12 protein-coding genes are annotated in these 16,239 nt (G+C 36.3%); 10 read left to right on the top strand and 2 right to left on the bottom strand.

Annotation, left to right across the window (positions count from 1 at the left end; all coding sequences use genetic code 11):
• Positions 1-53: 53 nt before the first annotated feature.
• Entirely contained in the window at positions 54-905 is an 852-nt protein-coding gene (locus tag ACU1LP_RS02700) for a prephenate dehydrogenase (protein WP_445735488.1), read from the top strand.
• A 265-nt stretch (positions 906-1,170) separates the two neighbouring features.
• Positions 1,171-2,253: a chorismate mutase gene (locus ACU1LP_RS02695; protein WP_445731529.1), complete on the top strand. Its 1,083-nt coding sequence runs from the start codon at positions 1,171-1,173 to the stop codon at positions 2,251-2,253.
• A gap of 320 nt (positions 2,254-2,573) precedes the next feature.
• Here the strand turns inward: ACU1LP_RS02695 and ACU1LP_RS02690 are convergent, their stop codons facing one another.
• On the bottom strand, positions 2,574-3,029 hold the full coding sequence (locus ACU1LP_RS02690) for a hypothetical protein (protein WP_445735487.1): 456 nt from the start codon (positions 3,027-3,029) through the stop codon (positions 2,574-2,576).
• Between the two features lie 85 nt (positions 3,030-3,114).
• Between ACU1LP_RS02690 and rsgA the strand changes: the two genes are divergently transcribed.
• From rsgA to queA, 6 genes are all read left to right on the top strand, one after another.
• The gene (gene rsgA / locus ACU1LP_RS02685; RefSeq protein WP_445731531.1) at positions 3,115-4,059 is read left to right on the top strand and encodes a ribosome small subunit-dependent GTPase A; all 945 of its coding nucleotides are present in this window, start codon (positions 3,115-3,117) and stop codon (positions 4,057-4,059) included.
• 181 nt (positions 4,060-4,240) lie between these two features.
• Complete coding sequence (dtd, locus tag ACU1LP_RS02680; RefSeq protein ID WP_445731532.1) at positions 4,241-4,693, top strand: D-aminoacyl-tRNA deacylase; 453 nt, start codon at positions 4,241-4,243, stop codon at positions 4,691-4,693.
• 104 nt (positions 4,694-4,797) lie between these two features.
• Positions 4,798-5,205, top strand: coding sequence for a transposase (locus ACU1LP_RS02675; protein ID WP_445731533.1), 408 nt, complete (start codon positions 4,798-4,800; stop codon positions 5,203-5,205).
• A gap of 277 nt (positions 5,206-5,482) precedes the next feature.
• Positions 5,483-5,809: a nucleotide pyrophosphohydrolase gene (locus ACU1LP_RS02670; protein WP_445731534.1), complete on the top strand. Its 327-nt coding sequence runs from the start codon at positions 5,483-5,485 to the stop codon at positions 5,807-5,809.
• A 59-nt stretch (positions 5,810-5,868) separates the two neighbouring features.
• A complete protein-coding gene (locus tag ACU1LP_RS02665; protein WP_445731535.1) occupies positions 5,869-7,116 on the top strand; it encodes a 3-phosphoshikimate 1-carboxyvinyltransferase in 1,248 nt (415 codons plus the stop codon).
• A gap of 211 nt (positions 7,117-7,327) precedes the next feature.
• A complete protein-coding gene (gene queA, locus ACU1LP_RS02660) occupies positions 7,328-8,377 on the top strand; it encodes a tRNA preQ1(34) S-adenosylmethionine ribosyltransferase-isomerase QueA (RefSeq protein ID WP_445731536.1) in 1,050 nt (349 codons plus the stop codon).
• A 158-nt stretch (positions 8,378-8,535) separates the two neighbouring features.
• Here the strand turns inward: queA and ACU1LP_RS02655 are convergent, their stop codons facing one another.
• A complete protein-coding gene (locus ACU1LP_RS02655; RefSeq protein ID WP_445735486.1) occupies positions 8,536-9,489 on the bottom strand; it encodes a tetratricopeptide repeat protein in 954 nt (317 codons plus the stop codon).
• A gap of 136 nt (positions 9,490-9,625) precedes the next feature.
• Here ACU1LP_RS02655 and ACU1LP_RS02650 point away from each other — a divergent pair, with 136 nt between their 5' ends.
• Positions 9,626-15,733 carry an alpha-2-macroglobulin family protein gene (locus ACU1LP_RS02650; RefSeq protein ID WP_445735485.1) on the top strand — a complete coding sequence of 2,036 codons (6,108 nt, stop codon included), beginning with the start codon at positions 9,626-9,628 and terminating at the stop codon, positions 15,731-15,733.
• 12 nt (positions 15,734-15,745) lie between these two features.
• Complete coding sequence (locus tag ACU1LP_RS02645) at positions 15,746-16,237, top strand: hypothetical protein (RefSeq protein WP_445731539.1); 492 nt, start codon at positions 15,746-15,748, stop codon at positions 16,235-16,237.
• Positions 16,238-16,239: the final 2 nt, after the last annotated feature.

Here is a 16,239-nt window from a genome sequence, read left to right as displayed (position 1 = left end):
AAGTAAAATCCGTAATAGTTCCCTCTCCTTCGGAGAGGGTTAGGGAGAGGAGAATGAAAAACATATACATTATAGGAGTTGGGTTAATAGGCGGTAGTTTGGCTATTGATATTAAAAAGAAATATCCAGAAGTGGTGATTCACGGTATTAGTAGAAAGGAAGCCACTTTAAATGAAGCCTTATCACTTAAATTGATTGATAAAAAAGCCACTTTAGACGATCTTGTTCATGCTGATTTAGTGATTGTTTGTATTCCAGTGGATGCTACCGTAAAGTTATTGCCAACCATTTTGGACAAGATACCAGATACCGGTTTGGTGGTAGATGCAGGATCCACCAAAGAAGCTATTTGTAAAGTGGTAGAAAACCACCCGAAACGCAGAAATTTTTTAGCGATGCACCCTATTGCGGGGACCGAGCATTCGGGTCCTAGTGCCGCCATTAGCGATTTGTTTGTCGGCAAAACCAATATTGTTTGCGAGGTTGAAAAAACCACGTTTAAGCTTCAGGAAAAAGCATTGGAGTTGTTCACCAGTATTGGGATGCGTATTCGGTATATGAACCCGGTGGCACACGATAAGCATATTGCGTATGTATCGCATTTATCGCACATCAGTTCGTTTATGTTGGGTAAAACGGTGATTGATAAAGAAAAAAACGAACGTGATATTTTTGATATGGCTGGAAGTGGATTTGCCTCCACGGTGCGTTTGGCAAAAAGTTCGCCCGAAATGTGGACGCCCATTTTTAAGCAAAATAAAGAGAATGTGATTGAAACCTTGGAAGAGTATATTTTAAACCTAACTCATTTTAAGGATTTAATGAAAAGTGATGATTTTGATGCTATATTTAATGAAATGAAAGAAACCAATCATATAAAGGATATTTTAAAAGGAATTATTTAAAGTAGCAGAAAAAAAGTAAAAGCTGAATAATAGCTGATTGCTTGCGTTAGGGATTGAAGTGGAAAGCCCACAGCGAGGTACGAGCGAGGACTTGTAGCGCAAAGCCCGACCCTTGTGGGAACGCCCAAATTAAAGTTAAAAGTATTATATTAAATATTAGAAGTTATATAAAAATAAATACCAATTAATAAATGCCAAATTCCAATGGTAGCCCGATATAAGTTTTGGGATTTGGAATTTGATTTTTGAATTTTTACAAAAGATTATGGAAAACAAAAAAGAAATGAGAACGTGGTTGGATGATTTGAATTTAAGTCATCCGTTGGTAATTGCAGGCCCTTGTAGTGCTGAAACTGAAGAGCAAGTTTTAAAAATAGCGCACGAGCTAAAAAATACGGATGTCAGTTATTTTAGAGCTGGTATTTGGAAACCAAGAACGCGTCCGGGAATGTTTGAAGGCGTTGGTGCATTGGGCTTAAAATGGTTGCAAAAAGTAAAAGCTGAAACGGGTATGAAAATTTGTACCGAAGTTGCGAATGCTGCGCATGTTAAACTTGCTTTGGAACATGATGTGGATATGTTATGGATTGGAGCACGTTCTACCGTTAGTCCGTTTATCATGCAAGAAATAGCGGATGCGTTGCAAGGAACTGATAAACCTGTGTTGATTAAAAATCCGGTAAACCCTGATTTGGCGTTGTGGTTAGGTGGTATTGAAAGGATTTACAAATCGGGCGTGAAAAATATTGGAGCGATTCACAGAGGGTTTTCAACGTATGAAAAATCGAAATACAGAAACAATCCAGAATGGCAATTGGCCATTGAGTTTCAAAACAAATACCCGGACATTCCTTTAATTAACGATCCGTCGCATATTACAGGGAAACGGGATATGATTTTTGATGTGTCCCAAACTGCATTGGATTTGAATTTTGATGGATTGATGATTGAAACACACTTCGATCCAGACAATGCATGGAGTGATGCTTCACAACAAGTAACGCCAAAAGCCTTGGTTCAAATTATGAAAGATTTGAAAATTAGAAAAGAAACCGATCCGGAAGCTGATTATAACAAACAACTTGATAATTTAAGAGCGCAAATTGATGTGGTTGATAATCAAATTATCGATTTGCTTGGTAAGCGAATGAAATCTGCCGATAGTATCGGAGTTCTTAAGAAGCAGAAAAACGTTGCGGTATTACAAAGCAAACGTTGGAACGAGATTTTAGGTAAAATGGTTTTGGAAGGAGAGTCTAGAGGACTGAGTGAAGAGTTTATTCTGAAAATGTTTAAAGCAATCCATCAAGAATCTATTAATCATCAAGAAAAGATTATTAACGGATAGATTTAGAGGAGCTGTCTAAAAAGTAACATATCCTGTCCGTTCTAGGCAACAGATAAAAAAATTTATCAAGCGATATTGTTGACAATTAAATAGAATTTGAAACTGAAAATTTGAAAGTATGGATTGTCCCCTAGAGGGGACTTTAGGGGTGTTTTTAAAATTTGAGTGATATTTAAATATTTGAAAAACAAATATATAAAATACTTGTCAATGGTAGCGCAGTCGAGAACTTCAACTTTTCGACTATCAAAAAGGTCTTGACTGCGCTCGACCAGACAAAGGCCATTGTATTTTTTTAGACAGCTTCCTAAATTTTTATATTACTGTTGTTTATTCCTTTTAAAAATATAACGGGTAATAAAAATACCTTGTCCGTCGTCTTTTCCGGCATCGCTTTCTACAGCACTGGTTACAAAAGCCAAGTCCCAACCTTCTTCCACCATCGTGTTTATTTTAGAGGTAATAACAGCATCGTTGGCTGCAATGTTTTGAAAACGAATGCCACCAATATTATAAAAATTCAATAGCTTGGTTTCGTCAAAATCCTTAACGCGAATGTCACTTCGGTCCGATTTATTGCGGCTATTGTCATCTTCTGTTTGGGTAGATGTGTAATCTTTATAATTTTTATTTTCATTGGCACTCACGATTCGTGAACGTCCTAATCCGCTTGGTACAATGGATTCTACGCTGGTTATCACTTTATATTCTACTTGTGAAAAAGAATCTAATGATAAAACCAGTCCGAATCCAATTACTAATAATAATTTTTTCATGTTGTTGATTTTTGAATTATCTCGCTAATATACATTTTTTGTTAAATTGAAAAGTTGTTAATTTGTACTATTCTAAATTAATGGAATGACAGGACTCGTTTATAAATCCACAGGAAGCTGGTACACCGTAAAAACCGAATTGGGCGAGACTTACGAGTGCCGTATTAAAGGGAAATTCCGTTTAAAAGGCATTAAAAGTACCAACCCGATCGCCGTGGGCGATTATGTGGATTTTGAGTTGGAAACCGATAACAATCAGGTGTCTGGCGTTATACATAACATTCACGACCGAAGCAATTACATTGTTCGGAAGTCGGTAAACTTATCAAAGCAAACCCACATTATAGCTGCCAATATCGATCAGGTTTTTTTAATGATAACCATTAACAATCCGCCCACATTAACCAGTTTTATCGATCGGTTTTTGGTAACCGCCCATGCGTATTCCATAAAAACTGTTTTGCTTTTCAATAAAATGGATACTTACGATGAAGAAACGTTAAATGAAATGAAATTTTTAGCACACATATACCGGAAAATTGGTTATGAATGTATAGGCGTTTCGGCTACAACAGGTAAAAATGTTGATAAGGTAAAAGCATTGATGCATAATAAGGTAAGCATGTTTTCTGGCCATTCTGGGGTAGGAAAATCTACTCTGGTCAATACCATAGAGCCTTCCTTAAATATAAAGACAAAAGAAATTTCAACACAGCACAGTCAAGGGCAGCATACCACTACGTTTGCAGAAATGTTCGATCTAAGTTTTGGAGCCAAAATTATTGACACCCCTGGTATTAAAGGATTTGGTGTGGTTGATATGGATAAAGAAGAAATAGGTGATTATTTTCCTGAAATTTTCAAATTAAAACAAGATTGTAAGTTTAATAATTGCTTGCATTTGCACGAACCGGATTGTGCTGTAAAACAAGCGTTGGATCATGATGGGATAGCCGCTTCAAGATATAGAAGTTATTTGCAAATTGTGGAGGGTGAAGACGCCCATTATAGAACAGATACTTGGGAATAAGCCCCATTGCCCTTCGGGCATTTCCCCAAAGGGGAAAAATTAACTTCAGCATAATGGTTCGATATGAGTACTCGGTTAACCTGCAAGTCCCGATAACAATCGGGATCAAAACCTTGTAAATTTTTTAAAATAAAAGTTTAAATCAGTTCTATAATAAAAGTCCCTTTGGGGATTTAGGGGCATGAAAGTAATCGTTCAAAGAGTTTTAAAAGCAAGCGTTACCATTGAAGGTAAAAAAGTGGCTTCCATTTCAGAAGGACTTTTGATTCTTTTAGGGGTTGTTGATGACGATGCCCAAGAAGATATTAATTGGCTGACCAACAAAATTGCCAACCTTCGCATTTTTGCAGATGATGAAGGCGTCATGAACAGATCCTTGTTGGATATTAAAGGAGAAGCCATCGTTGTAAGTCAGTTTACATTGCACGCTTCTACAAAAAAAGGGAATAGACCCAGCTACATCAAAGCGGCAAAACCCGATGTTGCCATGCCGCTTTACGAAAGCTTTGTTCAACAACTTGAAATAGATTCTGGAAGAAAAATACAAACCGGTCAATTTGGTGCCGATATGAAAGTGGAATTAATAAATGATGGTCCTGTAACCATTATAATCGATTCTAAAAACAAAGAATAGTTCAACCCTTCCAGAGTCTAAAACTCTGGAAGGGTTAGCTTTAAAAAAAGAGTTTAAAACCCTGGAAGGGTTAATTGAAAAAAAAATTGAGTAATAATAAAAAAATGGAAAAAAGAGATAGTTTGGATTTTGGTCATTATTATTACATATACAATAGAGGAAACAACAGTTGTTATGTTTTTTTTGAGACCGAAAGCTACAATTATTTTTTAAGATTATATGCAAAATATATAAACCCCATAGCCGATACTTATGCATGGTGTTTGTTGAAAAATCATTTTCACTTAATGCTGCGCATAAAAGACAAACATGAGATAAAGGAAGCGGAATTAACCTATTCGACCCTGGAAAAACCAAAAATAATTGATGCTTCAAAACAGTTTTCGCATCTTTTTAATGCCTACACACAGGGTATTAATAAAAGATATAAACGTACAGGGAATTTATTTGAAACACCTTTTGAGAGAAAGCGCGTGACCAATGAAAAGTATTTTCAAAATCTAATTCATTAGATCCATTATAATCCTGCAAACCATGGCTTTGTAATAAGTCCGCAACTTTATGCTTGGAGTTCCTATGGAACCATTATTTCAGATAAAAAAACCTTGTTAAAAAGAGATGAAGTTATTGGTTTTTACCGGGGAATTGATAATTTTAAGCTGTATCACAATCAATCACAAGATTTTAATGAGATTGTTGATTTTATAATTGAGTGAATAATTTTAACCCAATCAGAGTTCAAAACTCTGATAGGGTTAAAAGGGTTAAATTAAAAATAAAAAACCTAAAATGAACATTAAAAACGCACAAAAAACAGTAGATAACTGGATAAAAGACCACGGTGTACGTTATTTTAACGAACTTACCAATATGGCACAACTTACCGAAGAAGTAGGCGAGGTAGCGCGTATTATTGCCCGCAGATATGGCGAGCAAAGCGAAAAGGAAAGTGATAAAGATAAAGATCTGGGAGAAGAATTGGCCGATGTGTTGTTTGTAGTGTTATGTTTGGCAAACCAAACGGGCATCGACCTTCAAAAAGCTTTCGATAAAAAGCTGGATTTAAAAACCAATCGCGACCACGATCGCCACCATAACAACGAAAAATTAAAATAAACAATCCTATAAGAGTTCAAAACTCTGATAGGGTTAAAATAGGGTTAAAACCAAATAAAATGAATCTACTTTTAAAACCTTCAACTGTAAATAACAAGTCCAAAATCAACATCACCGGCTCAAAATCCGAATCCAATAGGCTACTCTTGTTGCAGGCCCTCTATCCGTCAATTAAATTGGAAAATATTTCAAATTCTGATGATAGTGTGCTGATGACGGATGCTTTAAGTTCATCTTCCGAAATTGTAGATATTCATCATGCAGGAACCGCCATGCGTTTTTTAACGGCGTATTTTTCTATTCAAGAAGGACGGGAAGTTACGCTTACAGGCTCAAAACGAATGAAAGAACGCCCCATCCAAATTTTGGTGGAGGCACTCCAAGAACTTGGTGCCGATATTGAGTATGTAGAGAATAGCGGATTTCCACCAATCAAAATAAAAGGAAAAAAGTTAACCAAAAATAAAGTATCGTTACAGGCCAATGTAAGTAGCCAATACATTTCAGCTTTACTGCTCATTGCTTCAAAGCTTGAAAATGGTCTCGAATTAACGCTAGAAGGTGAGATTACTTCGGTGCCTTATGTCAACATGACTTTAAGTCTGTTGGACGAAATTGGGGTAGAATCATCTTTTGTTGGAAATAAAATTACAGTAAAATCAAATTCCAAATCCCAAATCCCAAATCCCAGCAACCAACAACCAACAACATTAACCGTGGAATCCGATTGGTCTTCGGCATCCTACTATTTTAGTATCGCTGCACTTTGTGAGGTTGGAACAGAAATTACATTGTCATCATACAAAGAAAATTCTTTACAAGGCGATTCTGCTTTAGTGGAAATCTATAAGCATTTTGGGGTTGAAACAACATTTGAAAATCATTCTATAATTCTGAGAAAATCTTCATTCGTTAATCAAAAATCGTTAATCGTTAATCTTCAATCGTCACCCGATATCGCACAAACCATAGCGGTCACTTGTTTTGCTTTAGGAATACCTTGCGACTTAACAGGACTCCATACCTTAAAAATTAAAGAAACCGATAGGTTGGTAGCCTTAAAAACCGAAATTGAAAAATTAGGTGGACAAGTAGATATAACAGATAAATCGTTGCATTTGGCAACATCGAACATCATTAAAGAATATGTTCCTGTTAAAACATACAACGACCACAGAATGGCGATGGCATTTGCACCATTAGCACTAAAAACACCCATCGTTATTGAAGATGCTGAGGTGGTTTCAAAATCGTATCCAACCTTTTGGGACGACCTAGAATCCATTGGTTTTAAAATAACCAAATAATAATCATCCATTTACTTGACAACGCCTATCTGCAGATTGTATATTTGCAACCGTTTGTGATTTTAAGTATTGGTTTTTAACTCATAAACAAATAAACCCATAGACAAATAAACTTTTTTACATGAACCATTCAATAATTGTAGTTTTAATTTAAAGCAGATATATTCTATTGAATGCACCATTTGACCATAACAAACAATAAAAACAACAAATGAAATTATCACACTTTGGTTTCCACTTACCAGAAGAATTATTAGCAGAATACCCAGCAGAAAATAGAGATGAATCCCGTTTGATGGTTTTAGACAGAAAAAAGCAGACCATTGAGCATAAAATGTTCAAGGATATTATCGACTATTTTAAGGAAGATGATGTGTTGATTCTAAATAACACCAAAGTATTTCCTGCCAGATTATATGGTAACAAAGAGAAAACAGGTGCCAGAATAGAAGTGTTTTTATTAAGGGAATTGAACGAGGAACAACGTCTTTGGGATGTTTTGGTCGATCCTGCCCGTAAAATAAGAATTGGCAACAAATTATATTTTGGGGATGACGATACTTTGGTTGCCGAGGTTATTGATAACACCACTTCAAGAGGACGTACATTACGTTTTTTATATGATGGGTCTTACAAAGAATTCCGTAGAAAACTGAACGAATTGGGCGAAACGCCACTTCCAAAATACATTAAAAGAGAAGTGCAGCCAGAAGATGAAGAGCGCTACCAAACCATTTACGCAAAAAATGAAGGTGCTGTGGCAGCTCCAACTGCCGGACTTCACTTTTCCAAGCACTTATTAAAACGTTTGGAAATTAAAGGTGTTAAGTTTGCCGAAGTTACTTTGCACGTTGGTTTAGGCACTTTTAATCCTGTTGAAGTTGAGGATCTTTCAAAACATAAAATGGATAGTGAAGAGCTTAAAATTGAAGAAAAAGCAGTGGAAATAGTCAATAACGCTATTAAAACAAAGAGACGTATTTGTGCCGTAGGTACTACGGCCATGCGCGCTATTGAAAGTTCTGTGTCTTCAAATGGGGAATTGAACGAAGTGGAGGGATGGACCAACAAATTTATTTTCCCTCCTTATGATTTTAGTATTGCCAACTGTATGATTACTAATTTCCATACCCCAAAATCGACACTTTTAATGATGGTTTCGGCTTTTGCTGGTCATGATTTTATTAAAAAAGCATACGAGGAAGCTGTGAAGGAAAAGTATAAATTTTATAGTTATGGCGATGCCATGTTGATTATATAAAAAGCCCCCTAGCCCCCAAAGGGGGAACTTTTACTCGGTCGTGTCAGCTCTATTTTTTTATACCTTGTTCTATAGTCCATAGTCCATATTCTTTGTTCTTTATTCTTTGTACTTAGTACTTAATACTTTGTACTTAGTACTTAATACTTTGTACCTTATCAAAGCTTCAATATTTTTTGCCTTTCCTGCTTAAAAGAGTTCATGTCTGGTGATTCGGCAAGTGCTAAATCGATGTACTTTAAGGCGGCTTCTTTATTTTTTTTAAGTGTATAAATTTGCGACAATCTATAATGCGCCCATGCTTTGGGAACACCATCTTCGGGCGAGTAATTTTTAAGGTACGTTTGTAAACACTGTACGCCCTTTTGTAGCTCGATGTTATATTCGGCAGCTATTTTGCCCATTTGGTAATGTAACGCATTGCGTTTATGCTTTTCTTTGGCATCTTCCAAATTTGCTAAGGCTTTTTCCGGTTGTTTTTGCTTTTCGTAGAAAGTGGTCAATTTATCGTAACTCCATAAAGAACCCCCTTGATTAATGGCCAATTTATAGTATTTTTCGGCAAGTTCCGGTTCTTCATCGTATTCATAAATATAGCCTTTTGCTAAATAGCCATCTACTTTCGAGAGTTGTTCCAGTTGATAGGCATACTTTAATGCCATGTTTTTGCTTCCGCCAAAAATACCGGGTAATTTCATATAATACTCCACCAACGCCCATCGCACATTAATATGATTAGGGTCTAGTTCGGCAGCTTTACGAAAGGAATCCCTAATATCGTCTATCATTCCCAACGCCGTAAATTTATTGGCTTTTAAAGCTTTCATGCCCATAGCACCACCATATTTATAATGGTATTCGGCGTTTTTTTGGTCGGCTTCTACCAATGCTTTATAATTAGCTATTGCTTGGTCCCATTTTTCTTGATGCCCATACGCATCGCCCAAAAGTTCGATGGCTTTTAAATCTTTGGGATATTTTTTTAAATAGGAGGTTAATTGTGTTTCTGCTTTGTCAAACTGTTTTTGATTGAAAAAATAGTTAATGCTATCTAGCGGAGTTTGGCCAAATGATAATAGCGGAACTAATAGTAGGCATATAAGTGGTCTCATATCATTATTTGTTAACAAACGGGATAGCTGCTTTTTAACGAAAAATTACTAATTTCCCTCAACAAAATAAGCGATTCACTCATTTATTGTTTTTTGGAATAGCTTTTGACAGTAATTTAGTGACAAATTTAACGAAATGAGACAAACAGTATTTTTTTTAACAATTATTTTGCTTTCTAACTTAAGCAGTGGCCAGGAGGCAAATTACGAATCACTTTGGAAAACCGTTGAAAAGCACGAAATGGAAGGGTTGCCAAAATCTGCCTTAAAGGTGATAGAACAGATTTCTGCACTTGCGGAAAAAGACAAAAATGCGCCTCAACTTATTAAAACAATGCTTTTTAAAAGCAAGTTTGCTTTGGTTTTGGAAGAAGATGCCCAATTAAAAATAATTGATGACTTTAACAAACAAATAGAGCTTAGCCAGTTTCCAACAAAAAACATCCTAGAAAGTATTTTGGCTAATTTGTATTGGCAGTATTTTAACCAAAACAGATGGCAATTTTATAACCGCACCAAAACTTCTGAAAAAATAGACTCTAAAGATTTTAGGACTTGGGATTTACAAACCCTGTTCGATGAAATCCATGTGCATTACCAAAACTCACTACAAAATGCGTCCAAGTTGCAATTGGAACCGTTGAGCAAGTATGATGATATATTGAATCTTCAAAAAGATTCCAAGATCTACCGACCGACGCTGTTCGATTTTTTAAGCCAAAATGCCTTGGATTTCTATAAAACCAGCGAAACCAATATTACCAAACCTGCTTATAAATTTGAGATTGACAATCCTGATTTTTTAGGGGATGCTGTTACGTTTTCAAAACTTAAAATTGCTTCAAAAGATTCCACATCACTTCAATTGAATGCGTTAAAAATTTATCAGGATTTAATCCAATTTCACATAAATAACGCTGAACCTTTTGCGTTAGCAGATGTGAATATTGAACGTTTAAAATTCGTCAACCAAAATGCGACTTTTAGCAATAAGGAGGCACTTCTTTTAAAAGTTTTAAAAACTGAACGCGAAAAATTGAAAGAACATGAAGTTTCTGGATTATACGATTTTGAAATTGCCACGATTTACTACCAACAAAGCAACCTATACCAATCCAATAAAACTGAAAACCGTTGGAAAGCCAAAGAAGCCATTGAGATTTGCAACACCGTTATTTCCACATTTCCAAATAGTAAAGGGTCTGAAAAATGTGAAGTTTTAAAACAGCAAATAGAACAACAATCTTTACAAATTACCACCGAGGATTTTTTACCCATTCAACAACAAGCCCGTTTGTTGGTAAGCTATAAAAATTTGGATTTTATTCAATTTAAAATTTATAAAATAACCCGGAACCAATTAGAAAAATTCAATAAAACCTACAGACAGGACGAGCAATTGGCATTTATAAAAAAGTTGGAGGTTACCAAGGAATGGGATAGCTCACTTCGAAATGAAAACGATTACCAAAACCACAGTACCGAAGTTTTAGTGCCGCAATTAAATAATGGCACCTACATTATTCTTGCATCGCCAAAAAATGAGGAAACCTTCGCCTTTAGCACCATTCAAGTCACCGATTTGGCTTTGGTTGAAACGGAAAGTGAAGATTACAAAACACTGCAAATTATTGACAGAAACAATGGAAAACCCATTAAAAACGCACAAGTAGCACTTAGCTATAATGAAAATAACAGCCGAAGCTTAACAACTGAAAATGTTACAACCAACGAATTTGGCGAAGTTAAAATAGAAAAAAATACAGACCGTTACAGAAATCTTTCCGCTAAAGTAACCTATGCTAATGATACCGCTTATTTTGGCGATTATTACGTAAACCAATACTATAAATCCGAAAAAGAGGAAACAACATACAAGGCTTTTTTATTTACGGATCGCAGCATTTACCGCCCCGGACAAACCCTTTATTTTAAAGCGATTGCATTAAAGTCTGAAAAAGGAAAATCGGAAGTAGTGGCAAACGAGCCTGTTTATGCCACTTTATATGATGTAAATGACGATGAAATAAAAAAACTAAAATTTGTAACCAATGAATTTGGTTCGGTTTCTGGCGAATTTATTTTGCCCAATAGCGGATTAAATGGCGAATATCACATAGAATTTGATGGCGACAAAAAAGATTTTAATTTGGAACATTATTTCTCTGTTGAAGAATACAAACGTCCAAAATTCGAAGCAAAATTCAATCCCGTTACCGAAACTTTTAAAGTGAATGATTCGGTTACCGTTAAAGGCACGGCATTGGCGTATGCCGGCAGCAACATTACCGATGCCAAAGTGGTGTATAGGGTACACCGAAAAGTAGAATACCCACGTTGGTATTTTTGGTACCGTCCATGGATTTATAGCGAACCCCAAGAAATAACGCATGGCGAAAGCATAACGGACGCTTCGGGGAATTTTGAAATTACCTTTAAAGCCCAACCCGACCAAAGCGTCGATAAAAGCAGTTTGCCTATTTTTAACTATGAAATTACTGCCGATGTTACCGATTTAAATGGCGAAACCCGAAGCGCGACAACTATTGTGAATGTTGGGTACCATGCGTTGGTGGCTACCATGACTTTGGGCGAGAAACTTGATAAAAACAACAAAGAACATACCATTGCCATCGATACAAAAAACCTAAATGGCGAATTTGTTCCCGCTAAAGGCGTTGTGAAAATTTACAAATTGCAAGCACCGAACTCGGTTTTAAGACCCAGACCTTGGGCAGCACCCGATTATCAGGATTTTACCGAAGAAGCTTTTAAAAATTTATTTCCGCATGATGCCTATACCAACGAACATCTTTCCGCCAATTGGGAAAAAGGTGCATTGGTTTTTGAAAAGCCTTTTGATACCGAAAAATCAAAGGAACTCGCTTTAGGAAACATTAAAAAATGGGAATCGGGCGCATATATCATCATTTTGGAAAGTAAGGATAAGTTCGGTCAATTGGTAAAGGATGAAATTAAAACCACGTTGTATAGCGAAGAAGATAACACCTTAGCCGATAATCAATTATTTAGCATCACAACCAGTAAACCGACTTATAAAGTAGGTGAAACAGCTATGGTTACGTTGGCTTCGGCAACAGAAAACTTGAATGTTACCGTAACGGTTGAAAAGGATCATAAAGTTGTAAAAACTGAAATCATTCAACTTAATAACAATAAAAAAACCATTTCTATTCCTGTTGGTAATGACGATGTTGGCGGGTTTGCCGTACATTATAGTTTTGCTGCTTTCAATAGTTTTCAATCGGGTACTTCCATGATTTTGGTGCCTTATCCTAAAACCGATTTGGATATTGAAACCACCACTTTTAGAGATAAATTACAGCCTGGAACCGATGAAACGTGGAGCTTTAAAATTAAAGGACCACAGGGCGATAAAGTATCTGCCGAATTATTGGCAAGTATGTACGATGCCTCGTTGGACCAGTTTAAACCACATGCTTGGGATTTTAATCCGATTGATAAAACTACATATTATACTTCCAACCGAAGCAATGCCAACCAAAGTTTTGGAACGCGAAATTTTAGGGTTTACAATAATCGAACAAATAATAATTATTCACAACAGCAATACGACCAGTTGAATTGGTTTGGGTTTTATTTTGGATATAATAATTCCATAAGAATTAGAGGTGCAGCAAGTATTTCAAAAGCATTAAGAGGACAAGTTGCTGGAATTGCAATCGAAGAAGACATGGAAACAATTGCTTTTTCGAAAGTTAGTGACAATGCAAGTTTGGATGAAGTGGTAGTAATTGGATATGGTGAAATGAAGAAAGAAACTTTAAATGCGCTTCCGACGCCAAATAATTCTGGAGTTATAAATGAAAAACCAAACTTCGATACCGTTCAAATTCGCAAAAACCTAAATGAAACCGCGTTTTTCTTTCCGCAGTTACAAACCGATGCAGAAGGCAATATCAGTTTCAGTTTTACAACGCCTGAAGCTTTAACACAATGGAAACTGCAATTATTGGCACATACCAAAACTTTGGAGAGCTCTACTAAAACCTTAACAACGGTGACTCAAAAAGAGTTAATGGTCATTCCCAACGCGCCCCGATTTTTACGTCAGGGCGATGAAATAACCATCAGCACAAAAATTGCAAACCTAACGGACAAACAACTTTCTGGAGAAGCGGTTTTGATATTAACAGATGCCATTTCAGTAAAAGACATCTCCGCAAAGTTGCTCAGTCCGCCCCCTTCGGGGGAGCTAGAGGGGGCTTTTATTGTAGCACCTTCAAGCAATACACAAGTATCTTGGAGTTTAACAATCCCAGATAACGTCGATGCAGTTCAATACAAAATTATAGCAAAATCTGGCACATTTAGCGATGGCGAACAAAACGCGCTTCCCGTTTTAAGCAACCGCATGTTGGTTACTGAAACCTTGCCGATGTGGATTCGCTCCAACGAAACCAAAACCTTTACGTTGGATAAACTAAAAAACAATACGTCCACAACGCTTAAAAACCATAAACTGACTTTGGAAATGACGAGTAACCCTGCTTGGTATGCCGTACAGGCGTTGCCGTATTTAATGGAATATCCGTATGAATGTAACGAGCAAACGTTTTCTCGTTTTTATGCGAATGCCTTGGCAAGCCATATTGCCAATAGCAACCCACGAATTCAGGAAGTTTTCAATCAATGGGCGTCTCAAGACGCTTTAATATCAAATCTTGAAAAGAACGAAGAGTTGAAATCCATCCTTATTCAAGAAACACCTTGGTTGCGCGATGCACAAAGTGAAACCGAACAGAAAAAACGCATCGGGTTGTTATTCGATTTGAATAAAATGAACAACGAATTGCAATCGGCAAAACGCAAACTGGAAAACAATCAAATGAATTCTGGGGCTTGGGCGTGGTTTAATGGTGGACGAGAAAACCGATATATTACCCAACATATTATCACTGGTTTTGGGCATTTAAAACAGCTTAAAGTGGAAACCAAAGAAGAATCAAAAATGATTCAAAAAGCCATCAACTATTTAGATACTGAATTCATTCAAGAATACAAAGACCTTCGGAAATACGATGCCAAAGTCGATTTAAACAAAGACCATCTAAGCTACACCCAATTACACTATTTATACATGCGAAGCTTTTATCCGGAGATTAAAAAATCTAAGGAAGTTGAAGACATCACACAATACTATCAAACACAAATCCAAAAATACTGGTTGCCTCGTTCACTGTATTCAAAAGGATTGATGGCGTTGGTTTCTAATAGAAATAATGATAAAATCACGTCGTCTGTAATCATAAAATCATTAAAAGAAACCAGCATCACTTCAGATGAATTAGGGATGTATTGGAAAGAGAACACGAGTTCTTGGTACTGGTATCAAGCACCTATTGAAACGCAAGCGCTATTAATTGAAGCCTTTTCTGAAATTGAAAACCCCGATAGCTATCGGGACAAAACCATCGATAATTTAAAAATCTGGTTACTAAAAAACAAGCAAACCAACCAATGGAAAACCACTAAAGCCACCACCGAAGCAGTATATGCACTATTGCTTCAAGGGAGCGATTGGTTATCAGTAACCGATGCCGTTGATGTGGTTTTAGGCGGACAGAAAATCGAGCCATCCAAATTGGAGAACGTGAAAGTAGAAGCAGGAACTGGGTATTATAAAACGTCTTGGAATCCTTCAGAAATTAATCCGGAAATGGCAACGGTTCAGCTTACCAAAAAAGGAAACGGGATAGCTTGGGGTGGTTTGTACTGGCAATATTTTGAGGATTTGGATAAGATTACATCGGCAGAAACACCGCTTAAATTAAACAAAAAACTCTTCCTTAAAAAGAATACAGATACGGGCGAGCAGATTTCAGAAATCACTCCCGATAGCTATCGGGATGAAACTCATTTAAACGTGGGCGATTTGGTACGTGTTCGCATCGAATTACGCAGCGATAGAGCTATGGAATTCGTTCACATGAAAGACATGCGCGCCGCTGGATTGGAACCTATAAATGTACTTTCTGAGTACAAATGGCAAGACGGTTTGGGTTATTATGAAAGCACCAAAGATGCGTCCACCAACTTCTTTTTCGATTATTTACCAAAAGGGGTTTATGTTTTTGAATACGATTTACGTGTTAATAATGCAGGTGATATGAGCAATGGCATCACCACCATTCAAAGTATGTATGCACCAGAATTCAGTAGCCATAGTGAAGGGGTGCGAATAAATATTAGCAATAAGTAAATGTATGACGTAATGAAAAAAAAACTCCATAAAGCTATGCTTTCTATTATTTTAACAATGCTTTTTGCTTGTAATTCAACAAAAACCATAAATATTGAAACTGTTAATGAAGAAAGCCCCCCTAAACTTGTTTTTTTAAATTACACCATTTCCAAAGGAGACAACGGAAAAAAGAATATCCAATTCATAAACAAAAAAATTACGGACGGAAAGCAAAAAAGCAATAATAATTATGTTGAAATTGGTGGAATTGGCGATTTAAAATGTATTCAATTAGATAAGGATTCCACCAAAATAACATCGGTTACCATAAAAGACCCATTATCCAGACGTATTGAATTTGTTAACGATTCCCTTATCTTTGAAAACAAAAAAGTAGAATTAAGTAAAACATCGTTTTCTTTAAGATTGCAATTGCACAGCCAAACCAAGTTTATTGCTATCAAAGAAATAATCGATTCGCTTCAAAATACACGTACTTTAATTATTACGAAGATTGATTGACA

Source organism: Mariniflexile sp. (assembly GCF_052728615.1).
Note: the sequence above shows the minus strand (reverse complement) of the source record. Positions and strands in the feature narration are given on the sequence as shown.